The 26,056-nt window shown below is 39.8% G+C and carries 24 protein-coding genes; 5 read left to right on the plus strand and 19 right to left on the minus strand.

What is annotated here, in order from left to right:
• Positions 1-5 precede the first annotated feature (5 nt).
• The 3 genes from BWI93_RS14430 to BWI93_RS14440 form a co-directional block, all read right to left on the minus strand.
• Entirely contained in the window at positions 6-899 is an 894-nt protein-coding gene (locus tag BWI93_RS14430) for an FKBP-type peptidyl-prolyl cis-trans isomerase (RefSeq protein ID WP_094812480.1), read from the minus strand.
• Between the two features lie 102 nt (positions 900-1,001).
• Positions 1,002-1,874, minus strand: coding sequence for an FKBP-type peptidyl-prolyl cis-trans isomerase (locus BWI93_RS14435; protein ID WP_094812482.1), 873 nt, complete (start codon positions 1,872-1,874; stop codon positions 1,002-1,004).
• Between the two features lie 54 nt (positions 1,875-1,928).
• Positions 1,929-2,759 carry a bifunctional oligoribonuclease/PAP phosphatase NrnA gene (locus tag BWI93_RS14440; protein ID WP_369679158.1) on the minus strand — a complete coding sequence of 277 codons (831 nt, stop codon included), beginning with the start codon at positions 2,757-2,759 and terminating at the stop codon, positions 1,929-1,931.
• A 570-nt stretch (positions 2,760-3,329) separates the two neighbouring features.
• Between BWI93_RS14440 and BWI93_RS14445 the strand changes: the two genes are divergently transcribed.
• Both BWI93_RS14445 and BWI93_RS14450 read left to right on the plus strand, forming a co-directional pair.
• The gene (locus BWI93_RS14445) at positions 3,330-3,749 is read left to right on the plus strand and encodes a nucleoside-diphosphate kinase (RefSeq protein ID WP_094812484.1); all 420 of its coding nucleotides are present in this window, start codon (positions 3,330-3,332) and stop codon (positions 3,747-3,749) included.
• A gap of 80 nt (positions 3,750-3,829) precedes the next feature.
• Positions 3,830-4,447 carry a HupE/UreJ family protein gene (locus BWI93_RS14450; protein WP_094812486.1) on the plus strand — a complete coding sequence of 206 codons (618 nt, stop codon included), beginning with the start codon at positions 3,830-3,832 and terminating at the stop codon, positions 4,445-4,447.
• Between the two features lie 86 nt (positions 4,448-4,533).
• Here BWI93_RS14450 and BWI93_RS28875 read toward each other — a convergent pair whose 3' ends face one another.
• Together BWI93_RS28875 and BWI93_RS14455 are read right to left on the minus strand one after the other, a co-directional pair.
• Positions 4,534-4,740, minus strand: a complete 207-nt coding sequence (locus tag BWI93_RS28875) for a sugar transferase (protein ID WP_255157877.1) — start codon at positions 4,738-4,740, stop codon at positions 4,534-4,536.
• Positions 4,737-5,405, minus strand: a complete 669-nt coding sequence (locus BWI93_RS14455; RefSeq protein WP_255157878.1) for a sugar transferase — start codon at positions 5,403-5,405, stop codon at positions 4,737-4,739. The genes BWI93_RS28875 and BWI93_RS14455 overlap by 4 nt, the downstream gene beginning before the upstream one ends.
• A 287-nt stretch (positions 5,406-5,692) precedes the next feature.
• Between BWI93_RS14455 and BWI93_RS14460 the strand changes: the two genes are divergently transcribed.
• The gene (locus tag BWI93_RS14460) at positions 5,693-6,994 is read left to right on the plus strand and encodes a nucleotide sugar dehydrogenase (protein WP_094812488.1); all 1,302 of its coding nucleotides are present in this window, start codon (positions 5,693-5,695) and stop codon (positions 6,992-6,994) included.
• Between the two features lie 25 nt (positions 6,995-7,019).
• The gene (locus BWI93_RS14465) at positions 7,020-8,648 is read left to right on the plus strand and encodes a glycosyl hydrolase family 28-related protein (RefSeq protein ID WP_094812490.1); all 1,629 of its coding nucleotides are present in this window, start codon (positions 7,020-7,022) and stop codon (positions 8,646-8,648) included.
• A 44-nt stretch (positions 8,649-8,692) separates the two neighbouring features.
• Here BWI93_RS14465 and BWI93_RS14470 read toward each other — a convergent pair whose 3' ends face one another.
• The 14 genes from BWI93_RS14470 to BWI93_RS14535 form a co-directional block, all read right to left on the minus strand.
• Positions 8,693-9,799 (minus strand): glycosyltransferase family 4 protein, encoded by a 1,107-nt coding sequence (locus BWI93_RS14470; protein WP_094812492.1) that lies wholly within the window; start codon positions 9,797-9,799, stop codon positions 8,693-8,695.
• On the minus strand, positions 9,796-10,830 hold the full coding sequence (locus tag BWI93_RS14475; RefSeq protein ID WP_176454227.1) for a glycosyltransferase family 4 protein: 1,035 nt from the start codon (positions 10,828-10,830) through the stop codon (positions 9,796-9,798). The genes BWI93_RS14470 and BWI93_RS14475 overlap by 4 nt, the downstream gene beginning before the upstream one ends.
• A gap of 45 nt (positions 10,831-10,875) precedes the next feature.
• Positions 10,876-12,156, minus strand: a complete 1,281-nt coding sequence (locus tag BWI93_RS14480) for a hypothetical protein (protein ID WP_141217470.1) — start codon at positions 12,154-12,156, stop codon at positions 10,876-10,878.
• Positions 12,108-12,884: a glycosyltransferase family 2 protein gene (locus tag BWI93_RS14485; RefSeq protein ID WP_094812498.1), complete on the minus strand. Its 777-nt coding sequence runs from the start codon at positions 12,882-12,884 to the stop codon at positions 12,108-12,110. Before BWI93_RS14485 ends, BWI93_RS14480 begins: the two co-directional genes overlap by 49 nt.
• 11 nt (positions 12,885-12,895) lie before the next feature.
• Positions 12,896-14,053, minus strand: coding sequence for an oligosaccharide flippase family protein (locus tag BWI93_RS14490; RefSeq protein WP_176454228.1), 1,158 nt, complete (start codon positions 14,051-14,053; stop codon positions 12,896-12,898).
• Positions 14,054-14,353: 300 nt separating this feature from the next.
• Positions 14,354-14,983 carry a DapH/DapD/GlmU-related protein gene (locus BWI93_RS14495; protein ID WP_094812502.1) on the minus strand — a complete coding sequence of 210 codons (630 nt, stop codon included), beginning with the start codon at positions 14,981-14,983 and terminating at the stop codon, positions 14,354-14,356.
• Positions 14,984-16,045, minus strand: a complete 1,062-nt coding sequence (locus tag BWI93_RS14500; protein WP_094812504.1) for a hypothetical protein — start codon at positions 16,043-16,045, stop codon at positions 14,984-14,986.
• A 13-nt stretch (positions 16,046-16,058) separates the two neighbouring features.
• The gene (locus BWI93_RS14505; RefSeq protein ID WP_094812506.1) at positions 16,059-18,416 is read right to left on the minus strand and encodes an SLBB domain-containing protein; all 2,358 of its coding nucleotides are present in this window, start codon (positions 18,414-18,416) and stop codon (positions 16,059-16,061) included.
• 75 nt (positions 18,417-18,491) lie between these two features.
• On the minus strand, positions 18,492-19,247 hold the full coding sequence (locus BWI93_RS14510) for a glycosyltransferase family 2 protein (protein ID WP_094812508.1): 756 nt from the start codon (positions 19,245-19,247) through the stop codon (positions 18,492-18,494).
• A gap of 51 nt (positions 19,248-19,298) precedes the next feature.
• Positions 19,299-20,741: a bifunctional class I SAM-dependent methyltransferase/glycosyltransferase family 2 protein gene (locus BWI93_RS14515; RefSeq protein ID WP_094812510.1), complete on the minus strand. Its 1,443-nt coding sequence runs from the start codon at positions 20,739-20,741 to the stop codon at positions 19,299-19,301.
• Positions 20,742-20,876: 135 nt separating this feature from the next.
• The gene (gene typA / locus BWI93_RS14520; RefSeq protein ID WP_094812512.1) at positions 20,877-22,694 is read right to left on the minus strand and encodes a translational GTPase TypA; all 1,818 of its coding nucleotides are present in this window, start codon (positions 22,692-22,694) and stop codon (positions 20,877-20,879) included.
• A 380-nt stretch (positions 22,695-23,074) separates the two neighbouring features.
• On the minus strand, positions 23,075-24,145 hold the full coding sequence (locus BWI93_RS14525; protein WP_094812514.1) for a hypothetical protein: 1,071 nt from the start codon (positions 24,143-24,145) through the stop codon (positions 23,075-23,077).
• Positions 24,129-24,731 carry a hypothetical protein gene (locus tag BWI93_RS14530; RefSeq protein WP_094812516.1) on the minus strand — a complete coding sequence of 201 codons (603 nt, stop codon included), beginning with the start codon at positions 24,729-24,731 and terminating at the stop codon, positions 24,129-24,131. The genes BWI93_RS14525 and BWI93_RS14530 overlap by 17 nt, the downstream gene beginning before the upstream one ends.
• A gap of 69 nt (positions 24,732-24,800) precedes the next feature.
• Positions 24,801-25,340, minus strand: coding sequence for an RNA polymerase sigma factor (locus BWI93_RS14535; protein ID WP_094812558.1), 540 nt, complete (start codon positions 25,338-25,340; stop codon positions 24,801-24,803).
• A 207-nt stretch (positions 25,341-25,547) separates the two neighbouring features.
• On the opposite strand from BWI93_RS14535, the gene BWI93_RS14540 reads away from it, so the two are divergent.
• The gene (locus BWI93_RS14540) at positions 25,548-26,048 is read left to right on the plus strand and encodes a cupin domain-containing protein (RefSeq protein WP_094812518.1); all 501 of its coding nucleotides are present in this window, start codon (positions 25,548-25,550) and stop codon (positions 26,046-26,048) included.
• The last annotated feature ends 8 nt before the right edge of the window (positions 26,049-26,056 follow it).

Raw genomic sequence — 26,056 nt, forward strand, 5'->3', positions numbered from 1 at the left:
CTTCACTAGTTAGCCGAAAGAATTTCAAGTTCAAACAGCAAAGGAGCATACGGTTGAATCGTATACGCGTTTTGAGCTTCATTCAGTCGTCCTCTGGTTCCATAGCCTAACGAAGAAGGCATAATAACAATCGCTTTTCCGCCTACCTTCATTTTCTGAAGGGCCTGGTTAAACCCAGGAATGGTTGTAGATACCCCTACCGTAAACGTTACGCCTGCAGTGGGACTCTCATCAAATTTGGTTCCGTTCAACAATTGTCCCCGGTAACGTACCGTTGCTGATTTTCCATTCGTTAACTGGGCCCCGGTTCCCTCGGTGATATTGATGTACCGCAGTCCTTCGGAGGTAGTTTCCGTCAGCTTCAATTGCTTGCTCGTAATATATTCTTCAATTTGTTCGGCTTCATTCAACACCCGTACCATTTTGATGTCGTACCGAACCGCTGAATACGCGGGCAGAATCACTTTTCCGGTAGAATCAGCGTACTGCTGACTTCCATAGGCCCGGGAGTGCGGACTCAATACGATATTGGATCCTCCAATGCCAATCATGGAAAGTCCTTCCAGTAACGCTCCGTTGTCCCCGCTGAAATTGAGGCCCCAGGTACCTGTAGCCAGCCTTGTCTTAAACGTAGAATCAATGATCTGATTATTCAGCTGCGTGAGGTAAAAGTTATACCGCACCTGCTCTCCTACCTGTGGTTTACGGCTACTGGTCGTTCCGCCCACTTGGTAATAAATACCAGAGGGTGATTTCGTAGCACTTAACCCATTAGAAGCGATATAAGCTTGAATTTGTTTGTCATTTTCTTCGGCCTTTTCTTGATAATCATCATTAAGACCTTTGCACCCGGTCAATAGAGCGGCACCGGCCAGTACAAGAGGAAGATACAGTTTCATTGTAACGATAATTTTTTGTTAGGAAACGATGAAAGACACCAAAGAGGTGCCTTTCCGTTGGAATAAATCCAAGTAAATTTTCAAAAAAATCAAAAAAGCGGCTTATACCGGTAATTTTCCTTTTTTGACATCAATAAGCTCTACTTCAAAGACTAATACTGAATTAGGAGGGATAGCTCCGGGAGAACCCTGCTCGCCGTATCCTAAGGCCGAAGGAATCATAATTACTCCTTTTTCGCCTTTTTTCATGGTTTGAACCGCTTCATCAAAACCGGGAATCATTTGTCCGATACCCACGGGGAAGGACAGGCCTTCTTTGTGGTTTTCGTCGAAAATCTTTCCGCTCAGAAGTTTTCCAGCGTAGAATACTTTCACCGTATCTCCTTTGGCAGGAGCGGGGCCCGTACCCGGCTGCGTAGTAGCGTACTGTACCCCTGAAGGTAAGGTTACGGCGTTTTTCAGGTTATTTTTAGCGATGTACGCGGAGATATCACCCGCTTCTTTCTTCGGACGAGCGGTACGTTCGGTTTCAGCCCGTTTCTGGAAAGCTTCCTGCGTTTCAATTTTCAGGAGTTTTACCTGGAATTTAAAATCCGTACCTGCTTTAGCAAACGGAGGTAACTGGGTGGCTCCAGGGCCACGGAACAAAGAATCTACGCTAATGTAAAAAGTAGCACTGTCACCAGCCGCCAGCATTTTCATTCCGTCTTCGAAGCTTCCTTTGTACGGACCTTTCTGAGCCAGCATGACCAGGGGTTGGCCTTCCTTCTGCGAATCCCGCAGTACGGAATCACCTGGCGTTTTCACGACCATATGGAACGTTAGTACCTCTCCGTCTTTGGCTACTTTCCCTTTTTCATCGTGTTCGTGAAACTGGTACTTTACTCCATTTTCCGCAACACTAACCTTAAACTGATTACAGGACCACAGCGTGGCAGCAGCCAAAACCGGCAGTACCCATCGTTTTTTTTGCATGAGAATTGATTCTATTTCAGAGTTTAATTACAAAAGTACAGAATGCTTGGAAGCTTAGGCTTCATCCAATTGGTCTTTAATTTCCGGCAAGAGCGAAATCAGCCGCGTGACGGCCTCATCGAGTGATTCCTGCGTACGACCACCCGCTGCATTGCGGTGTCCACCTCCACTGAAATGCTTCCGGGCAAACTCGTTGACGGCGACATCCCCCACTGAGCGGAAAGAAAGTTTGACTTCCCGATCACGTTCGATCAGCAGCACGGCCATCACAACATTTTCGATGGAGAGGATATAGTTTACAACCCCTTCCGTATCGCCGGTCTGCGAATTGAAGCGTTTCAGTTCTTCGGCCGTCAGAGCCACGTAAGCCGCCCGGTAGGCAGGCAGCACATTCAATTTCTGGGAGAGTACATACCCCAGGAATTGCATGCGTCCCAATGAATTATTATCAAAAATAAGCCGGTGGATCCGGTTGGTATTCACGCCCAGTTCAATCAGGTCGGCCGCCATGCGGTGTACGGCCGGATTGGTACTGGGGTGACGGAACGAGCCCGTATCCGTCATCAGACCCGCGTACAGACATTCGCCAATGGCTACATCGAGTAGTTCTTTACCGTCCAGTTCATTAATAAGCTGGTAGATGAGCTGAGCGGTAGCCGCTGCCGAGGGCTCAGAAATGACAATCGAAGCGAAATCTTCGGGGTGATGGTGGTGATCAATCATCACCTTGGGCAGGGGCGAATTCCGAATGATGGCCTCCAGGTCGTGCAGACGGGCCAGAGCATTAAAATCCAGACAGAAGATGACGTCAGCCGCGGCAACGGTCTGAGCGGCCAGAGCTACGGTTCGCTGGCTAAACTCAATGACGTCTTCGTTGCCCGGCATCCAGGCCAGGAAACGAGGAGCTTCGGATGGCGTAATAACCCGGACGGTATGTCCTTTTTGCGTAAGTAACCAGCCCAGCCCAGCGAAGACCCTAAAGCATCAGCATCTGGATTGTAATGAGTAGTGATTACTACCCGTTGCGGCGTTTCAACCAGCCTTTTCAAGGCCTCTAACGCGTGTGGATTCAGACTCAAATCGCTCATTTTTTCTTAGTAATCCTACTGCGGCACAGGGATTATGTGACTTTTCTGGGTTAATGCAACGCCTCTGTTCGCTCCCGTCTTTAATCCACTCCCCTCAGTTAAATCCCTAAACATTTGAAATTCAGAAATTTACCAACGAATAAATTCAAGGATAATTTTTTACGAGCGGGCAAAGTTATTGAAAAACAGAGCAAAAACCTTTGCATTTGTCTTCGGCTTGTCCTTTCGGTAAAAATGTATCCCTAAATTGCGGGCAGAATTTCGATAAAATACAGGTTTTGTTGATTCATGTATTCTGACTTATTGCTGGACATCAGTAGATTAGTCCATTCATCCCAATCTAAATTCTTTAACTTTTAACGAATCTATGGCAAGCAATCGCACATTTACGATGATTAAACCGGATGCCACCGCAGACGGCCATACAGGAGCGATCATCAAACTCATTGAAGAGGCTGGCTTCCGCGTTGTAGCACTGAAAAAAACGCTGTTAACTCAGCAACGTGCCGGTGAATTTTACGCTGTTCACGCTGAACGCCCCTTCTATAAGGACCTTTGTGCCTACATGTCTTCGGGCCCCATCGTGCCGATGATTCTGGAGAAAGAAAATGCGGTAGCTGATTTTCGGAAGTTGATTGGAGCAACGAATCCGGCGAATGCCGAAGAGGGAACCATTCGGAAGCTGTTTGCCAAATCAATGGAAGCCAACGCTATCCACGGTTCTGATTCGGATGAAAACGCGGCCATCGAATCTAACTTCTTCTTCGCAACCACGGAGCAGTATTAATAGAAGCCCTCAACAAAAAGAGGTTTGAAAGTTATTTTCAAACCTCTTTTGCTTTAGTAGTCAGACCTAACCCATTTCCCATGAACGAATTTGCCCTCTACCTTCAGCTCGGTTACGAGCATATTACTGATCCTAACGGTTACGACCACATCATTTTCATTATCGCCTTATGTGCCATCTACCGGCTCCGCGACTGGCGACGCGTGCTGATTCTGGTAACGGCCTTCACGCTCGGGCATAGCATTACTCTGGCTCTGGCTACGCTTCAATATATTCAATACCGTACGGATGTCATTGAGTTTCTGATTCCGGTAACGATTCTTTTCACGGCCATCACCAATCTATTTCAGAAGAGTCGTACGGATAGTATCCTGACGCCTGATCCCCCCGTCAATGCGACACCCCGTTATTTGATGGCTCTGTTTTTCGGTCTCATCCACGGGATGGGCTTTTCCAACTTTCTACGCAGTTTACTGGGAAAAGAAGCATCGATTGTCAAACCACTACTAGCCTTTAATCTGGGACTGGAACTGGGTCAATTACTGATCGTCCTCATTATTTTAACCATCGCGTGGGTACTCATTGACCTATTCCGGGTAAAGAAACACGACTGGAAACTCGTAGTATCAGGTGCTGTAGCGGGTATTGCGATTATTCTAATCAAAGAATCGGACTATTGGAAAGAACTAATGGGTTAGGAAATCATCAGTAATGAAATAGCCCATTGAAGGAATGCTCAATGGGCTATACTGCAAATTTTTGGTTAATGGCACGGTAGCGTAAATTAGTAGCCTTTATAGTTCAACACCGTTAGTACGGTCTTCCAAATGATCTTAAACTCTAACCCCACGGTCCAGTTTTTAATGTAGTACAAGTCGTACATCAGTTTATGGCGGGCATCTTTCGCTCCCGCTCCGTAAGGATACATAACCTGAGCGTAACCCGTAATGCCGGGTTTAATGATATGCCGGCTGGAATAATGCGGAATCACTCTTCGAAGCTATCCGTAAAGATCCGCCGTTCGGGCCTTGGACCTACTAGTGAAATTTCACCGCGAAAAACGCTTAGTAACTGGGGTAGTTCATCGATACGGGTAGCTCGCATAAAAGCACCGTACCTGAATACACGTTTGTCCTTTTTGCTGGAAAACTGGGCCCCAGCCACTTCAGCGTCTAAACGCATCGAACGGAATTTGACGCAGTAGAACTCTTGCTGATTGAGGCCTACCCGACTTTGTCGATAGAAAATGGGCCCGGGTGACTCCTGAATAATTCGAATTCGGCTTAGTAGCCATAAAGGGCTAGAAAAGGCTAAGAGTACAGAGGATACCGAAAAGTCGATAACGGTTTTACTTAAGTTTTGAAAGTAATTTCTGGTTCGTAGAGAAGTTAGAAGTGGATTCGACTCCGTATATGATTCAGGCACATACACTTTCTTCAGATACTTTTCACAGAAATCATAAACTGTAATAATTTTAATATTCTTGTTAGTACTGGCAGCAATCTCGTAGATGATTCGGTACCGCTCATCGTATTCAGGATTAGCTACGAGATGAATGTCCGTATAGCTTTCGAAAACCGTAGCCAAAGCTTCCCGAACCAGATAGGTCTCATCGATCATCCGGGGAACCAGAATTACCTCGCGATACTTAGCCAATAAAACCTTTAGATCATGCTTTTGAAGAAAGTAGTCATAACCCGTAAACAAAATGATTTGCCTACTGACTGTTTTCTTACTTTTTAACCGATGAATATATTGCTGGCAGGTTGGATATAAAGGTGTATTCATAAATACAGTAAATTTCGGCCATGAAAGATGAATTAACCTAAAATGTATAATAATTCTGAGCAGGCGAAATCTAGGCGTGTAGAATGCACAGGCTAATCTAGCTTACAGACACAATAATTGCAAAGCCTTCATTAACATTTCTTAAAAAATTAATCATGAGTGGAACTCAAAATCAGATAAATACAAGTCTTTATGAACACTTTCCTGATAAAATACAAATAGCAGTCATTGGGTTAGGGTACGTAGGGTTACCATTAGCGGTAATCTTAGGTCAAAAATACTCAACCATCGGATTTGACATTGATTATCAACGAATTACAGAACTACAGAACTATACGGATTCCACCCATGAATTAACAGAACCAGAATTAAGGGAGGCAACTAATTTGGTATTTACCAGTAACGCTGAACATATCCAATCTGCTACGATATACATCGTGGCCGTTCCTACGCCTATCGATAGATTCAAGCGTCCTGACTTATCTTACTTATTAGCTGCCAGCCATACAATTGGACGAATATTAAAGAAGGGAGATATTGTCATTTATGAGTCAACGGTTTATCCAGGATGTACGGAGGGGGATTGCGTACCCGTATTGGTAAAAGAAAGTGGACTGATTTACAATCAGGATTTCTTCTGCGGCTACTCTCCCGAGCGAATTAACCCGGGTGATCGTAGTAGACCCATCACCTCCATAAAAAAAGTCACTTCGGGATCAACCCCTGAAATAGCTGAAGTAGTGGATCAGTTGTACAAAAGCGTGATTACTGCAGGTACGTTTAAAGCCACGTCCATTAAAGTGGCGGAAGCGAGTAAAGCTATCGAAAATGCTCAGCGAGATGTCAACATTTCATTTATGAACGAGCTCGCACTACTATTCGATCGATTGGACATAGATACCCAAGATGTGCTGGATGCTGCTTCGACGAAGTGGAACTTCCTGAATTTCCGCCCTGGACTAGTAGGTGGACACTGCATCAGTGTCGACCCTTACTATCTCCTACATAAAGCTGAAAGTGTAGGCTATTACCCTCAGGTGCTACTGTCTGGGCGACGCATCAATGATCAGATGGGTGTATATATAGCTAACAAGGTAGTTAAGTTAATGATAAAAAAAGGACACCGAATTGAAGGGAGTCGAGTATTAGTATTAGGTATTACTTATAAAGAAAATTGTTCAGATATAAGGAATAGTAAGGTGGTGGATCTTATCAAAGAATTGGAAGAATATGGAATTACTGTAGATGTATGGGACCCTTGGGCCTCTGCGGAACAAGTTAAAGAAAAATTCAATCTAACTCTTCAGCAACCCTCTAATAGATATGAAGGCATTGTCTTAGCAGTAGCTCACGACTCTTTTCTAAATACGGATATAGAGTCTCTTAAGCTTGATGATTGTGTTATTTACGACGTCAATGGATTACTCGAAAAGGCAAAACATACGAGCCGAATGTAATATAAAATAATTTATATTTAAAGATATGGCATTATTTCTCAAATATACAATAATAATTTTATTTTACATAAATGGAATGTTACATGATAATATTAATAATCATAGTAACGAAAATGAATATAAAATCCCCAAACATAAAAATTTTAAATATCCATTAATAAAATTAGATAGTAATAAAGGCGATTCTGTAGATATAAAATTACTAGGTGCTTATGGAGACAATATACATGATGATACAGAAATCCTTCAACTAGCTTTAAATAACTATAAAAAAGTATTTTTACCACGCGGCACTTACTTATTTTCAAAAGTATTAAAAATTAACAGTAATACATTAGTTATAGGAGAAGGAGATGAGACTATTTTAAAAGCCGTTAATAAAGAAATACATTTAGAGGTAAAAAATACAAATAATATTCTACTCACAAATTTTAAAATATATGGCAATGGCTTGATAGATACGAAGGGAGTAGTAATAAGCAGCTCACAAAATATACATATAAAAAAAATTTGGGCTGATAAAATGGGACTACAAAATATTTACTCCGATCCCATAAATGACCAAAAAGGAGGGTTTGGATTTTTAATATATTCTGAGGTTAACTCAAGCAGTAGTAAAAATATTAACATTACACATTGCAAAGCATCTAATATTGGAGGAGGAGGAAACATGCGTGGGGATGGATTCATAATAAGTAATAACGACACAAGTGGCAAAAGTAACATAAGTAACATTTCTTTAACACATTGCAGTGCCGAATATTGTGGAAGACATCTTTTTGCAGTGTCTACAACGAATAAGGCTTATGTTCCTCAACACATAACAATTAACAACTGTAGTGGAAAAGAAGCAGCATTGTGTGGATTTGATTTTGAAGCAGGTTGTGACATTTTACTAAGCAATACAATCTTTAAGGATTGCGGAAATAATTCGAAATATTACGATGTATCTAGAACCTATGGAGCCGACTACAGATTACGAGCAGGCATCGCTACAACCATAGGGGGAGGCAAGTTCAACGTTAGCAATGTTAAACTGATTAATTGTTATTACGGTATAACACGTACTGATCATTATTCTAAATTCGACAAAATTATCATAAAAAATTCTACCGTTAGCGACTTTAAAAACGTGCTAGCAAGGATTGGAAAAAATCTTGAAATATCAAACAGCGAATTTTATAATAGTAACGAAAGTATATTTATGTATGATTTCGAAAAGCAAAATATCAAATTTTACAATTGCAGCTTTTATGGAAAAGTAATACTAAGTCAAATTAAAAATTGCACATTCGTAAAATGCATTTTCAATAAAGGAATTACTTTTACAAATGGAAAAAGCAAAGACATTAATTTGACAAATTGCACTTTTAATGACTTTACGGGAAATGCCTTTAATTTCGGTTTCATTGAACTAGAGAAAAATAACGAAACTATGGTTGAAAATCTAAGAGTTGATAGATGTCAATTTTTAGGGAAAGGAAACTTAAACTACGGGATATATATCAAATATAAACAAGCTGAAAATGTCCAAATAATAAAATGTTATTTCGAAAATATTAACAAGGCAGAATTAAAGGAAGAATCCACTAACGGGTGGAATGGATTCGCAATACTAAAAGAAAACAAAATTGTAAACAATAAAAAAAATTAATCAAAAAATTTTAGTAGTATAGACAATAATATAATATTTGAAAATCAAATTAACTTATTGTATACGTCTATATATTTAGCTAACATTTTATCAATAGAGAATTTTGACTCAAGAATGAGATGATTCGAGGAAGCAAATCGATATCTTATCTCAGGAGAGCTGATTAATAAAGCTAAGGCCTCTGCTAGTTCAAATTCAGATGATTTCTGAACTAACAATCCATTAACATTATTTTCTATCTGCTCTGGTATACCATCCGTATTAGTAGCAATAATAGGTAGGTTTGCATTCATAGCTTCTAAAATACTCAAAGGCAACCCTTCATATTTAGTAGATAATATAAATACATCATATAAAGGTAAGATACCTTGTATGTCATTAACCGCTCCCATAAAGTTTACCTTATGGTTTATTTCCAAATCTAGAGTATTCCTTTTACAGAAATCTAGAGTTTCTCCATCCCCATAAAGGTCCAAACTAAATTTCAATTCTTTAATAATCTTTATTGCTTTTAAAAGAGTTATATGGTCCTTTTGGTTTGAAAACCTTGCAACCATAACTAATCGCACCAGAGAAGCATTATCATGCATTTTTATATGTACATTATCTTTTATCTTGATACCATTATAAATAAGAGTATAATTATTACGATCTATTAGTTTAAATCTACGGCCCAACTCAAAATCAGATTTACATATTGTGACTACGTGGCATGGGAAAAATTTCAAAAATGTTTCAACTAAAATACCAAAGAAAGATTTTAAAACACCTACCCCATTTGTAAAACACCAACCGTGCACAGTCAAAACGCAAGAAACTCCTACCAATGCTGAAGTAATTCGCCCTAACCAACCAGCCTTTGTACTATGTAAATGAACTAGGCTAGGCTTTACAGTCTTTATAATATTTTTAAGTTGATAAATACATAAAATATCATTGAAAATATTAAATGAGTTAGATAAGCGTGGAAGTATACTAAAAGATATGTTTAAAGCTTGTAATTGCTCAGTCAGATATCCTTGCCCTCCTACTACTACATGAACATCGTAAAAGTGATTCTCATGTTTTTTCAAATAATCAACTATATGCAATAATAAATTCTGAGCTCCTCCAATATCAGATTTAGTAATTATAAATAGTATTCTTTTCATATATTATCTAATTCATAAACTGCCTCAATAAAAGAATCCGCATAGGTCATTGTATATCCCCAATTTTCTGAAGCATTATGAGCAATTAATTTAAATTGTTCTTGAGATTGTAGAACTTCTAAAGATTTATTCACAAAATCATCCCAATCATTCTGACTAGGACCTAACAAATGTATAGCCGAATATTTATCCTTACTATAATATTTAATTTCACCAACTGGCGTAACAAAACAGACCAAACCTGACATCATTGCTTCAATAACACTAAGTGACATTCCTTCCCATTCACTTAATTGAATATAACAATCATAATTGTAATATAAGTTCTTAACTAAATCTGGAGCGATACTACCACAATAATTTACATGTTCTGAAATATTCATTTCATGTAAATTACCTTGATATTCTTGCCAAATATTTTCATAATCCGGACCATAAACGTCTAATCTTATATTTATACCTAAGTCATAAATTGACTTTATAAATTTAAAAATCAAATCCAATCGTTTCACTGACGTAATACGGCCAATAAACAAAAATCTATAAACTAAATTTTCAACTACTAAAAAACCAGGTTTAGGTTCCAACTTTTCTCTTATAAAAGATATAATCCGCTTCCTTGAAACAAATAATAGAGACTCAGTTGTCGCTCGAGAATCTGTCCAGACTATTTCGTATGTAAACCGGATTAAATACCTACTTAAGGAATCAAGTATATGAAAAGACCGTGTCGAGTGTATAAATGGAATATGCTTAAAATTTATCCTAAGTATTTTAAGAAAGATAGCAATATAGTGAGACTTCCACAAGGACGTGATAATATACTGTGGTTTTGTTTTATTTACAACCGCTAAAATATTACCTAAAGACTTAAAAATGTGTTTAGTATTTAATTCATAAGAAATGATCGTATTTTTTGCATTTTCAGTCAATCTGGCAGTAACGCTGTCCTCAATCTTACCTAAACAAATCACTAGTAAATCGAATTCACTAGCTATAGAATCAATTCCAGACAGTAGAGCTGTCTCCACTCCACCAATCTTTAAATCATGAATAATATATACTATTGATTTTTTTTACTGGTAGATTTTGTTTTGCTTGACATATACAAAAAAATTCAAAGCCAACATTACCCACAACCAAGGATAATAATAATTAGCAATAAATAGAAAATGGATAAGAGCACAAATGTGGGCACATACAAAAATTAATTTAAGGAGATTATCTTTTATCTTAAATGCATATTTTAAAGAAATAAGAATAAATATTATAAAAACAATAGATCCCGCAAGCCCTATTTCTAACAAAAATGTTAAATATAATACTACCATGCCTTGACTCCATAACTTAAGAGTATCGTAAGCAGCAGGGCCATTTCCAACTATCTGTTGTAATACTTTAGATTGTTCAAAAGCCTTTAGCCCCTCTTCTAACCTAAAATTACGGTCATTAGCCGAACCTGAATTGAAAGCTTTTTCAAAAAATATAGTATAAAATATATCGTAAATTAAACTACCAACATATATAGCTACAAAAATCAGTAGTGATATCGATACAAAAAATATAATTATCTTTCTTATATTAATCACTATATAATAATTATTACTTATGAATTTAAAAATGTTTTTCATAAAGTATATAAATAGTAATATTAATACTATACCATATCCGCCTGAACTAAATGTCAGTAAAAAACATAAAACTGAAGTAATAGTAAGAGTAACGCAAAGACGTTTATTATGACGAAATCCGTAAATGCCAATAGGTGCTAGTAATTCAAGATAGTAAGCTAAATGCCCTGACTCTTCTACTAAAGACCTAATTCGAATAAAGGAAGCTAATATGGTCGGATCGTATTCAGCTATTTCAGCACGAGGTATATATAAATCTACATTTACAAATAAAAAAGTTTTTAAGATAAATTCTAAGATCCCAAATATTGAACATATTAATACTCCCCAGCCGACTGACTTACACATATCTTGTAAATCATAAATGGAAAAATAGTTAATAAAAATATTTTTAAGGATAATATAGTTAAAGAAAACAACAAATGTGTAAGCGACATAATGATTGTAAGGCTTCAAACTAATAAAAGCAGATGAATTGATTAATAATGCAAAACTTACAATAAGCCAAAAAATAATTAACAACAAATCAATTTTGTAAATAATAATCTTAACATTAAAAAATACAAACCTAATCAAAAAAGCAAAATTAATAACAGATAATATAATTAGGGGAATAGTAATAATTTGCGTTATTGAAAATGCACTAGTAAAAGGCAAAATCATTAAATACAAATGGACTACTTTTTTTTCAAAAGTAATCCATTTGAAATTTTGTAGTAACTCCATAATATAAAAAAGTTTGTAATCCTAGAAAATAAATTAAAGTTATAATAACCATGTTTGTATAAAATCCTATCTCTTTCATCATCTAATTTGCCAGATGAAGTAATACTCTGACTATGTCTACGAAAAACGGTAATTGGTATCGATATATACACAACTTTTGTATATCTAATCAAGTTTAAGATATAATCGAAATCTGAAGCATATTTGTATTCTAAATTATACATTCCTACTTTCTTAAAAGCTTCTTTAGAAACTAGAAGTGTTGGATGAGGAACAAAAGTACCATGTTTGGAAAGTAACAGTTTTTTGAAACTCACTTGGAACGTTATTTTAGGATCAATTTTGCCATCCTCTTCTATATAAAGATTGCCATAAAAAGATGCTGTCCCTTTGATGTTTAATTTATTTATCTCCTTAACGGCTTCTGATATACTCTCACGTTTAAATAAATAATCGTCAGAATTCAATATCAGTATGAAGTCACCCTTAGCAATCTTAAGTCCTTTATTAATCGCATCATACATTGAACGATCTGGTTCTGATGTAAAATAATCAATTCGATTAACATACTTGTTGACTATATCAATAGTCATATCTGTCGATCCTCCATCTATAACTATATACTCAATCTTTTCATAGGTTTGTTCTAATACACTCTTTATAGTAGATTCAATATATTTATCCCCATTATAGACTACTGTTATAATAGTTACTATGTAGTTTTCCATCTATATGATAGTTAGATATTTTTCAATTGATTTAAAATACTTGAATTACGACTACTATATTTAATAATCCAAAAACTATAAATCATTAGAAAAACAGATGTAACAGCCAACCAGTCGTTTACAAAGTACATAATAGTAAAACCTATTCCTATACTACAAATAAAAGAAAGCAGTAGAAAAATATTTATATTTATTAAATCATAATTGCTCATTTTATTATGATAATGATAAATATGTATAATATAAAAAGAACCAACTAGTAAGGAAATACATTTAGCAATTATAATTCCATTCTCCATATATATATAACCTAACAGGTATCCTAACAGAACATTACTAACAGTCATTATAATATGAGAAACTAGAATTGTTTTCAACTTGCCTGTACCCATACTTGAGAAATAAGCAGGCACAGATAATATGTTAAAGTAATTACCTACACAAAGAATTATTAAGCTCGAAATGAATATTTTATTTATATAGCCAATCCAAATATAAGAGATAAAATAAGCTAATATAATAGTAAGTACAAATACATACGTAGATAATTCCATCATAAAGTTTAATACTTTAGTATATATTTGATTCACAGTAGAAGTAGATTTTTCATTTACTTTTGCTATTACGGGTATTAAAGCCTGGTTTGCTTGAGTGAGCATGTTTTTTATTTGGCTAATCAATCTATTTGCCATTTCATAAAATCCCAAAACTTCCAATCCAGCAAACTTAACAATAAACAAGTTTGTTATAGGTTCGAATAATAATACTAGAATTGATATTAGTTGTAGTTGTCCAGAAAATAAAATTATTTCCTTAAATATGGTTGTATCCCAACGCCAACTAATGTTGGTTATAGTAGGGCATACTATTTTCAATGCTACCACTAGTAACAAAAAATAAATTATTGATTGTATTAACTGAGCCATCGCTACGCCTATCAAATCATAAGATTTTATAAAGAAGTATGCACTTGCAATGTAAACTACTAAGCTTATACTATTGGCAATTAATTTTAAATGAGATTTTTCGTAGCCATCTATAAAAGAGGACAATACAGATGATATTGACATTATGAATAAAGTTGTCAAAGCATAGGGTAATATTTGATAAATTGTATCTAGAGCATTTATATCTACTAGATCGGCATAAATTTTATCAAAAAAAGCCATATAACTAGAGCTATGATGCCGTATAATACTGATAAACATATAAAGCTACTTGCTAATAATTTACCCAATAAATGTGCCTTCCCTGTTTCTAAATAGATTGGAACATATCTTGATATACCTACTTGTAATCCTGCATTAGCTATGTTTATAAACGATGTTGTTGTCATAGCTATGGTCCATATTCCAAGCTTTGAAATACCTAAAAAGTTTATAATGATTTTATAAATTATAAAATAGGCTAGACCGGCCATTGTGGTGCTGAGCACCGAAGAAAGTGAATTTATTATTAAACGTCTTTTATTAATCATTATCTATCATTCTTATAAATTTTGCAGGATTTCCCGCCCATATTTCATTTTCAGGAATTGACTTCGTAACTACTGACCCTGCTCCTATTACAGCATTTTCTCCAATAACAACCCCTTTCAAAATAGTTGAATGAGCACCTATGAAAGCACCTTTTTTTATCGTTACAGATTTTGATACAATTTTGCTTCTATCTTCTTTTTCGGATGTTCTATTCTTGCTATAGATATCGTGAAAATCTGTATCATAGATAACACAATTACCTCCAATTCTGACATTATCTTCAATGGTAATTTCTTTATAACATATTATAGCCGAGCTACTAATTCCTACATTATCTCCTATTTTAAGCTTTCCATTGTAAGCAACTATTAAAATTACTTTTTGTTGTCTTCCTATTATATTGTCATAATATCCGCTATTAAAATGAAATTTCTTACCAATATTTACCTTTCCCTTCAAACTTACATTTACATAAGGCACGCCCTTAGCTTTAAAGTCATAATTAAAATCAATGTTATTAACAAAGAATTTAACTATAGTAGCTATTTTACTTATCTTATAAGCTAGGGTTAAATAAATATGAAACAATACTTTATTTACATAAATAATTGCTAGTTTCATTTATTTAAGCAGTTTAGCTATAAGCAGCCCAAAAGTACATCCTATTACGCCTATCATAAAACCTATTAAAAAGCTAAATACTTTCTTAGGACTGCTCCTTACTAAGGGAACTTGTGGTGGGTCTAGTACTTTTAAAACAGGAGTTTCACTTTGCATTTTCAATTTTGCTTGTTCATATTGTTTTGAGACCTCTGAATATAGGTTTTGAGAAACTGTAACCTCTGCCTGAAGTTGATCCTCCTGCGAAGCACTAGCAGTAAAAAATGGATTTCTCGTCTTATCTCTAAACTCTCTTACTGTTCTACTAGCCTCTCTAAATCTTTTTTCTGCTTTATCCATCTGCCCTTTATAAAATTTCATTTGCTCTGCTTCTTTACCACTTCTATATTCTAACATATATTCTTTCAAATAATCTACTGAATACTGTGCTATCCAAGCTGCAACTAAGGGGTCTGGCATCTTAACTTTAACTGTAATCACTCCAGTTTTCCTATCTAATTCTGCCTGTATTCTTTCATTTACATTATTAACTAGTTCTTCTAGTTCTTTATCTATCAATATAATATCTGAAGGCAATGATTTTGCCACCTGATTATTTATCTTAATAGTATTATTTTCTCTCTTTTTAAATGATATTTTTGACAAAATACTTCCTATTGATTTTTCTTTTTTTGCTTTCAGCTGCAAAAAATCTTTTATTATATATTTAGTTGTATCTGTTGAGGTATAAACCTTAAGCTGTAATACATTCAATAAAAATGGCTTGCTTTCTAGTACACTTGGATACAAGTCTGGCCGTATTGCTTCAGCAACTTGCATATTGTCTAAGTTTATACCAGCCAAATCAGCCAATGCTCTAAATCCACCAAGGCTATTTTTGCTTTGCATTTCTGGTAGTATATCCACTCTAGATATATATTCCTCTGTTTGGGTAGAAGCATACAAGTACCCAATTAAACCTGTTATTAAACCTATACTTACTATTCTAAATACATATTTTTTCACAAAATGAATAATATCTAAAAATCCAACCGTGATAGAATTCTCCTTACTTTCATTCATATTCTTTAGAAAATTATCTCAGTAAAGCGGAGATGATTGTACCAGTTGCTATTAATAATGAACCTACCAGCGAGAACAAAGCTATACGTTCTGAGGGCTCCATTTTTCGATAATTTGCTTTATCTTCAATGGGTACATTGATAGTAGCTCCGGGCTCTATTTTTGGATAATGTTTGAAACCTAAAACGCGTTTGGTGGTGTTTATTCTACCATTCGCATATGTTACATATACTTTCTTTCGAATAGCCTCATCTGTATAACCGCCGGCTTGAGCAATATATTTTTCTAAAGAATTATCTTGGTAATTGACGGTAGCTGGGTTTAACACCCCTCCAGCAATTCGTACTAATTCGTCTTTTTGGGGGATTAATAAACGATCTTTATCTTCTAGTCTCAGATTGTCATTAGATTGGGGATTTTTCAAGATTTTTTCTAAATCTACTGCTACCAGTTCTCCTTGCCGGTAGAAGCGAGCTGCCTTTAGAAAAGCTTTGTCTTTTAAGCCGCCGGCTCGTTTAATGAGATCCACTAAACGTTCATCTTTCCGTTGGATCGCGTAATTACCTGGATAATTAACCTCCCCTACTATTTCTACTAACTTTTGTGCCTCGTAGGCTGGATCCGTTCTTACGTAAATTACATCATACGGCTGCAAAGTAAATACTTTTTCCTGCGAGGTAATTTTTAAATCTTTATCTATGGAGAGCGTGAATACCTGTATGTTCGCTTTTAATTTAGCGGTTGTATCCTCTTGTTTGATACGTCGGGATACTTCGATACGTGAAGACACGGCCCCTTCAGCAAATCCACCGGCTAACGTAACCAGATCGCTGAGCGTCATATTTTCGGTGTATTCAAAATTGCCGCCATTATTGACTGCCCCTCCAATACTTACCATGTATTTTTCCCGTAGCTCGTCAATTGATTTAATAGTTACAAAGTCCTGACGCTGTAGTTTAATGTCTTCCACTTCTCCTTTTAGTAATTTACCTAAGTCGACAGATATATTCTCAACGTCTAAGTTATCTTTTTCCCGGCGAATGAAAATACGATCCAGAAAGGCATCACCCCGAACCCCCTCGGCTTTTTGAACCAGTTGTTTCAGCGTACTGATTGACTCGTCTAATGCGTATTCACCAGGGCGGAATACGGCACCCGCGATTTGCACTCGGTTTTCATAACGATCCAGAATAGTACCCACGGTGAAGCGATCGCCATTTTGAGGAATAAACGAACCAAAGAAATCCTGCTGGATATTTAATATCTTTAGCTCCTTTGAGGTATTCCGACGTACTGTAATAGTGGCAGTATATGCCTGATCGGTAAAGCCGCCTGCAAATTGAAAAACATCTTTTAAGGTTTCTCCCTCTTTAATTTCAAAAATCAGCGGTCGACGTACTTCTCCACTTAATTCTACTCGTGCCTGATAATCCGGAAATACCAATACATCCTGGTCCCGCAAGCCCACGTTATCTTTTTCGTCGCCCTTGAGTAAAAAATCATAGAGGTCAATGGTACGCACCAGCTTATTATTGCGACGTAACTGAATTAAGCGAAAACTACCATTAGGCGTAGGCCCACCTGATTGATAAATAGCGTTAAATACTGTTGCAAGTGACGAAATCGTGTAACTCCCTGGGCGTACTACTTCTCCTGTAATGGTAACTTTTATACTACGCACATTGCCTAGGGTGACGTTAATACCTATACCCGGCATAGAGTATAGTTGCCGTAAACGAGTAGCAATCTTGGCTTTAGCTTCTTCAATGGTTAACCCATTGACTAGGATAGGCCCCGAATTTTCTATTCGAATGCTTCCTTCTGGACTTACTTTTAATTTATAAGATTGTACCGAACTACCGAAAATCTCGACATTCAACTCATCTTCAGGACCTAAGGAGTAATTTTTAGGAGTAGCAATGCGTAAGTTGGGCTCGAAAGAAAGGGTGGCATTCTGAAAGAAACTCGAACCAAAAACCTCCTTTGTTTGTGTTGGTGTTAAATTGTCTTCTGCTTCTGTTTTAGAGGTACTCTGTTGCTTCGAAACAACCGTTGGAGCTTTCTCAGCTACCTCTTCCGTTTGTTTACGGGCAGTCTCTGTTTCAGAAGATTGACTGGAAGCTGTTTTCGTTTGCCCAGCTTTAAGCTTGGCAATCCGATCCCGCATTTTGATTACATCCTGCTGCGTATATCCTCGCTGAAGAGCTAATTGTTCAATTTGAGCTTCACTTAAGCCACTAGCCTGAGCTTTCTGAATAAACTCTTGGATTTGAGCATCGGATAACTGCTCAACTTTTCCAGGAACCTGACTATAAACGGTTCCTGCACTAAGAAGAATAATACTTAGTACGAATGTATAAAAACTTCGCATTTATTAAGTTAGGTTGGCAATCGTTGGGGTTACGCTGGATAAACGCTTACAAAGTTAACAAATTGTATGTAATACTTATAAAAACTGCTTGAGTCGATGGATAAATTTACCGTAATGAAAGGACAAAGGAACGGGTAAACCATGAATTGTCCAAGCCTTCATGTTTAAACGATGCTGGTCTACAATATTTTTAACACTCCGATTGGATTCGCCTCCAATCCGCATGTGTACCAGGCAGTCATCGATCCATTTCGTGGGTAGCTGATGTACCCGCATGGCCCGAAAGCAAAGTTCGTAATCAGCTCCCAGACGAAAGTTCAGATCTAAGTACCCGACCCGATCATATAACGACCGTTTCGCAAAAAAAGTCGGATGGGGTGGCATTTCGCCGTATTCGAAGAAACGCTGGTCGTAGGGTCTCGATTTCCAGTCGCGAATTACTTTCGTCAACCCCCGATCCATGTATTTTAGATTTCCATATGCTGCTTCGATGGTCGGATGCTCTTCAAAAACGTTCATCACTTTTGACAATACGTTTGAATGAGCATACACATCATCCGAATTCAGAATTCCAATCACATCGCCCGTAGCTCGCTGTAATCCTTTATTCATCGCATCCCAAATTCCTTTGTCTGGTTCACTAACCACCTGAGCAATGCGATCCCGGTACGGATTGACTTTATCCAGCGTACCGTCCGTCGAAGCTCCATCAATAATGATGTACTCCAGATTAGGATAGTCTTGCGACAGTACAGACTGTATGGTATCTTCTATCGTTAAGGCCCCATTGTACACTACGGTGACAATGGAAATTTTTGGAAGCTGTGCCATGCGTAAGTGAGTTAACCGTCAGAAATTATTTATCCAACGGTTGCATCTCGTTTAAATAAATTTCAGTTTGCGGGCCGCAAAGGCACACATCCGTAACAGAATAAAGCCGTGTTTGAAGCGGGAAATGTTCGTATCTCCATAGGTCCGTTCCCGGTAACGAATGGGCACCTCTACTATTTTCAGATTTAACTTGAAGGCTCCGAAGATTAAATCAAAATCACCAAACGGGTCGAAATCACCGAAGAACTTGCGGTTGGCAATCAGCCGGTAGTAATCCGATCGGAAGATCACTTTCGTTCCGCATAACGTATCCTTGAATGGACGATCCAGCAGCCAGGAAAACAGCAGGCTAAAGAATTTGTTACCCAGCAGGTTCAGAAACCGCATGGCTTTCTTTTCCATCGGATACACCAATCGTGATCCGTTGACGAAATCACCTTTTCCCGAGGCAATGGCATCGTAGAATTTAGGCAAATCTTCGGGCGGCACGGTTAAATCGGCATCCAGAATCATTAGAATATCGCCCGTAGCCACGGCGAAACCGTTGCGTACGGCGTTGCCCTTTCCCTTTCCGTCCTGCTGCAGAATTTTAATATCGAACTGGTCTTTATACTGCTCGTGAATTCGCTGGATGGTTTGCCAGGTATCATCCGTAGAGTTTCCTTCCACAAAAATGATTTCCAGATGCTTTCCAAACCGGGGCATACGTAACAACGCATTTTCAATATTGCCGCTTTCATTGCGAGCCGGGATCACGATACTCGTTGAGAAGCGGTTTTGCCAGTCCTCTACTTCTACGGCGGGCTTGGCGAAACTGTACTGATTAATCGCCAGGTGCCGAATGAGCGGTAACTTGGCTACGTATTTATTCAGAAATGTTGAGATCAATGGAATGTATACCGGGCATAGCATCCGCATGCTGTTTCGGTATACGTCAAACCCGGCCAGATACAGCAGGTTATTAATGTCCATGCGAGAGAGCCAGTTCTGCCGGGGTGTTTTTCGCTTTACCCCCAGCCACTCCGCCATTCGCAGGAAAGGTTCCCAGACGAAATTGTAGTAATTAACAATGATCTTCGTACGCTCGTGGCATAAAGGCCGTAATTGCTCGAACAGAGCCTGAACATCGTCAATGTACCCAATCAGATTTGACAGGATGATCAAATCATATTGACGATCGAGCTGTAAATCGCGGGCGTTCATCACCTGAAACTCTACCTGTGGAAACTGCTGACGAGCCACAGTAATCATCCCCTCGCTAAAATCAATTCCCGTTTTGTATCGACCTCTGATTTGACCAATGAGCTCCCCCGTACCGCATCCTACTTCAAGGATGGAAAGCTCTTCGTGCGAGAAATAATCGCAGTACTGCGTGATTTCGTCCCAGTAGTAGTTCTTTTTGCGACGATACGCGGCCTGCGACGGAGCAATCCGTTCAAAATATTCCAGATGTTCAGTAGTGTCCAGCTGCGGAGAAACTTCGGAAATCGACATGAGCGAGTTAAGCAATAAAAACACGAAATAAGGATACGAATGCGGCCTACGCAAATTCGTACAAACTCCATTTTCAAGAAAAGAGGCAGGCCAAAACTGACCTGCCTCTTTTCCTATTCAATTCGCACGGAATGATTACGCATCCGCGAAAGCACCTTTGCTTTCCGCACGTTTGCGATCGTTCTCATTCAGGTGGATTTTACGCATCCGCATCGACTTCGGCGTAATTTCCAGGTATTCATCTTTCTGGATGTATTCCATCGAATCTTCCAGGGAGAAGTTTACTTTAGGAATAATCCGTACGCTGTCGTCGGAACCAGAAGCCCGCATGTTCGTCAGCTTCTTGGCTTCCTGAAGGTTTACTACAATATCATTGTTACGATTGTGCTCACCTACAACCATACCTTCGTAGATTTCTTCACCGGCGTCGATGAAGAAACGACCGCGATCCTGTAATTTATCGATCGTGTATGCCGTAGCTACACCCGTACCTTTAGAAATGATCGATCCGTTGATCCGACCTGGGATGGGGCCTTTGAAAGGCTCATACGCCCGGAAACGGTGCGTCATTACGGCTTCCCCGAAGGTGGCCGTCAGTACGTCCGAACGCAGACCGATCAGACCACGCGAAGGAATGTTGAACTCCAGGTGTTGCACGTCACCTTTCGGCTCCATGATCGTGAGTTCACCCTTGCGTTGCGTCGCCAGCTCAATTACTTTACCAGCTGTAGCTTCGGGGACGTCTACGACCATCAATTCGATGGGTTCGTGACGAACACCGTCAACGTCTTTATACAATACCTGGGGCTGACCTACCTGCAATTCGTAGCCTTCGCGACGCATCGTTTCGATCAGTACAGACAAGTGAAGAATACCCCGACCGAATACCAGGAAGCGGTCTTCGCTATCCGTGGGTTGTACGCGGAGAGCCAGGTTTTTCTCGATTTCCTTGTACAGACGATCGCGTAAGTGGCGAGACGTTACGAATTTACCTTCTTTACCGAAGAACGGCGAGTTGTTGATCGTAAACAACATACTCATCGTAGGCTCATCCACGGCGATACGCTCCAGGGGTTGCGGATTGTCAAAATCCGTCACGGTATCTCCAATTTCGAAATCTTCCAGACCCGTAATCGCACAGATATCTCCGGCAACTACTTCGGATACTTTCGCCCGGCCTAAGCCTTCGAATACCTGAAGTTCTTTGATCCGAACGCGTTTTACGCTGCCGTCGGACTTGCAAAGACCCATCGAAGCACCTTCTTTCAGCGTTCCCTGGAATACACGGCCAATGGCAATACGACCCGTAAACTGAGAGAAATCCAAAGACGTGATCTGCATTTGGGGAATACCTTCGGGCTGAGGAGCCGGGGGTACGCTTTCGATGATGGCATCGAGCAGCGGGCTGATGTCTTCCGTTTTATTGCGGTAATCGGTGCTCATCCAGCCACCTTTACCTGAACCGAACAGGGTTGGGAAGTCAAGCTGGTCTTCCGTCGCACCGAGGTTGAACATCAGGTCAAATACGTTTTCCTGAACTTCTTCGGGGCGGCAGTTTTCTTTATCAACTTTGTTTACAACCACGATTACTTTCAGACCCAGCGAGATCGCTTTGGAAAGTACGAAACGCGTCTGGGGCATGGGGCCTTCGAAGGCATCCACGAGCAGACATACGCCGTCGGCCATTTTCAATACACGTTCTACCTCACCACCAAAGTCGGCGTGGCCCGGTGTATCGATGATATTGATTTTAACGTCTTTGTAACGAACGGATACGTTCTTGGAAAGAATCGTGATTCCGCGTTCGCGTTCCAGATCGTTGTTATCCAGAATCAGATCGTTGAATTCCTGATTTTCGCGGAAGAGTTTGCTGTAGTGGATGATCTTATCCACCAGCGTGGTTTTGCCGTGGTCAACGTGGGCAATGATGGCAATGTTACGGATGCTTTGCATCGGAGAAGAAAGTTTTCTGATGTCGTTTGTCTGTTATCCGCTTTGTTTACCACCGGTGCTTGCAGCACCGCCTGTCGTCCCTCACTTCGAGTCACACAGAGCTAGCCTTACGGATAACCGCCAATGAAAATGCCCGCAAAATTATGAATTTTCTAACGAAAAAACACTATCTCGCTGAATAATAATTTATTAGGTTATCGTTACTTCTACATTAATCCTCGCCGGATTAGCCTTCTACAGGGTTCTAAAGCTAATTTTGGATATTTCCAAGAAGCCGTTTTTTTACGAAGTGCAAGTATTTACGCTACCGATAACAAAAAAAACTCCTGCATACGACCGTTTAATAGGTTGAATACAGGAGTGTTACAGAAGAGTAAAACTTAGTCGATAAACTTCACGGGACCATAGTTGGAAACGATCCGTACCGTGCAACCTCCCTTCCCTACTTTTCCCTTATAGGTTTTCGTATGTTTGGGTACATACCGTTGACGAGAGTCGTCGCTGCCATCGTCTTTGATCACAAAATTAATGGGCAGAGCACTCGGATAACCGAAGTTGGCGTACGTGACGGTTACATCAAAATCCAGGTCCTGATCTTCACGTACGGGCAACCGTAGCGTCGTATAGTTGGAACGAACATCCAGATTTTTAACGGTCCGTAGTAAGACTGGCAACTGGACGTTATCGGAGTAATTGATATTTAGCCGAGCCTGTTCTTTCAACTTCCCAATCTTTCCTTTGGAATACTGAATCGTTGCCTCCAGATCCCCTACTTCGTCCACGATCATGGTGCCGTAGTTATTGACCAATCGCAGACGATCCGCTTTATCGAGTTCCAACTTGGAGTACTGAATTTTCAAATTGCCTTCGTTAAGCTGGTGAATGATAGCCTTGCCATATTCTACCTGAATATCATTCTCGGTACTCATCAGGCGGTCGGCCGTAAAATCGCCGTATTGCGTATTCACCCGTAACGGAGCCGAAAAATCGGCTAGTGTGGCATTAGCAAAGCGGTTTTGCATATCCAGCGGCATGTACTTGGGCATGTGAATGGTATAGCTGATTTTCACCCCCCGCGATTTTGATTCGTCTGAACTACGTCCCCAGCTCTTCCAACTCCAACTACCCTTGGGCTCGTTGTACCGCGTTTCCAGACGAATGATATTTCCCGAACGGGATTCTTCAATTCCTACGGCATCTACAAAACGCTGGGCTTCATCATCATCATTGCCTAAACCGACGATAATGATTTCGGCCCGGACTTCATTTCGGTCCCAAAGGTTCACTTTCATTTCGCCGTGCTGATTGGAAACATACAGCCGATCACGCGTGGAAGCACTAAAGGATTTGACAATGGTACGTTTCCGTTCGGCAAGCGTACCCTGTTCGTGAGCCAGAGCTGGTACCACCCAAAGCAAGGCCAGGAACACACCGCTAAATAGTCTTTTCATGGCTAGGTTTGGATATACGGTTGATGATCTGTAGTTGACGATTTAAAATATCGAGCTGTAATTGCAGGTTCTGAATCATGGCTTCCACCAGCTCGGTCTGATTCGGAGTTTGAGGTAACTCTGACCGCAAATTCTGATAATCTTTATCGAGCTGCTCGATTTCGGAAGCAAACTCCCGGTATAATTGTGGATTAGACGTTTCGATAGCTTTAATTTCCGATCGTTTCGTTTCAATCAGCGAAGCGTAACGGAAGGCCATTTTTCCTTCTTCCGGACTTACCTGAGCAATAATGGGATCCGTATAACGGGGTTTCATAACGTATTGTCCGGCCACAAAACCCAGGCCAAGCAATAACACAACTCCAGCGGCCATTCGCCAGCTTTTTTCGATGAAGAAATGCATCCATGATCGGTTACCAGCGGCATTTCCTAACGGAATTACCTTCGCTTCTTTCTCCTCGGCATCCGGTAAAATCGCTTCTGGCAATCGCCGTTCGATATCCGCCCACAATCCCAGTGGCGGCTCGAAGGCATCAAATTCCTCCCGATTATCCCGAATAAAACGTTCGATACGATCTTTTTTCATGGGTATTTTTGGCCATTAGCCGTACATTAATTGCTAATAAAGTCTTTATAAGTGCGTCATCCGCTAACTTTAGGTTGAGAGCATTTCTACTAACTTGCGTTTGGCCCGCATGTACTGCGTCCGGGAGGTCGACTCAGAAATGCCCAGTACTTCGGCAATTTCCTCGTGATCGTAGCCTTCCAGCAGGTACAGACTCAGTACAGTTCTGAATCCATCGGGCAATCGCTGAATACCGACTCGTACGCGTTCTACTTCCCACTCCGTTTCATCTTGTATTAACGCTTCTTCGCCTACGTACTCGGCTTCTTCCACCTCCACCCACTGCACTTTTCGCTGGCGTAACTGATTAATAGCCCGGTTTACTACAATTTGTTTCAGCCAGGCTCCGAAGGTACTCGTCTGCCGGAAATCGTGAATTTTCTGAAAAGCATCCAGAAACGCTTCCTGCAGTACGTCCTCGGCTTCCCCCATGTGGTTGAGGATACGCATACATACGTTGAACATCGACTTCGAGTACAGCCGGTACAGCTCGTACTGAGCCTTACGGTCGCCCCGCTTGCAGGCTTCAACGAGTGAGTAATGACGGTCAAGGTACAACGTCTGTTCCAACGGTTTCAAAAAGACAGGTAGGTTACGGGTTTTTGAAATGAATTCTTCTCCCCCTCTACGTTCATGCCTTTCTACTCCCTTCCGTACACCAACGATTTCAACCGCTTCATGAATCAATTTCGTACCAAGGACAAGCTTGCTTTCTGAAATGTTGCACGCGACTTTTGGATTTTTGAAATTTATGCGATGAAATCCTTGTCAATCGATATGAAACCGGCTTCTTACTGGATCGAAAAGTATACCATGCAACCGCATCCCGAGGGCGGCTTCTTCCGGGAAATGTACCGTTCTGAGGAATGGGTATCGCAACCAGCCCTCCCCGCCCGGTTCTCAGGCAATCGAACGTTCAGTACGGCGATTTATTTCCTGCTGGAGAGTCATCACTTTTCGGCGTTGCACCGGATTCAGTCCGATGAGGTCTGGCATTTTTATGCGGGCGGACCGCTGGAAGTATTTGTATTTGACGAAACTGGACAACTGGAAATCATCCGCTTAGGTAACAACCCCGACGCGGGCGAGGTATTTCAGGCCGTCGTACCGGCGGGCCGCTGGTTTGCGTCCCGACCCGCCGCGGGTACTGCTTACGCTCTGGTGGGCTGCACGGTGGCTCCGGGTTTTGATTTTGCCGATTTTGAACTGGCAACGGCTGAAACGAACATCTCGACCCATCCGGAATATCAGGATCTCATTCAGTCACTCATTCGTTAGCTCGTACC

The organism is Siphonobacter sp. BAB-5385 (genome assembly GCF_002261125.1).
In the GTDB taxonomy this organism is placed as follows: domain Bacteria; phylum Bacteroidota; class Bacteroidia; order Cytophagales; family Spirosomataceae; genus Siphonobacter.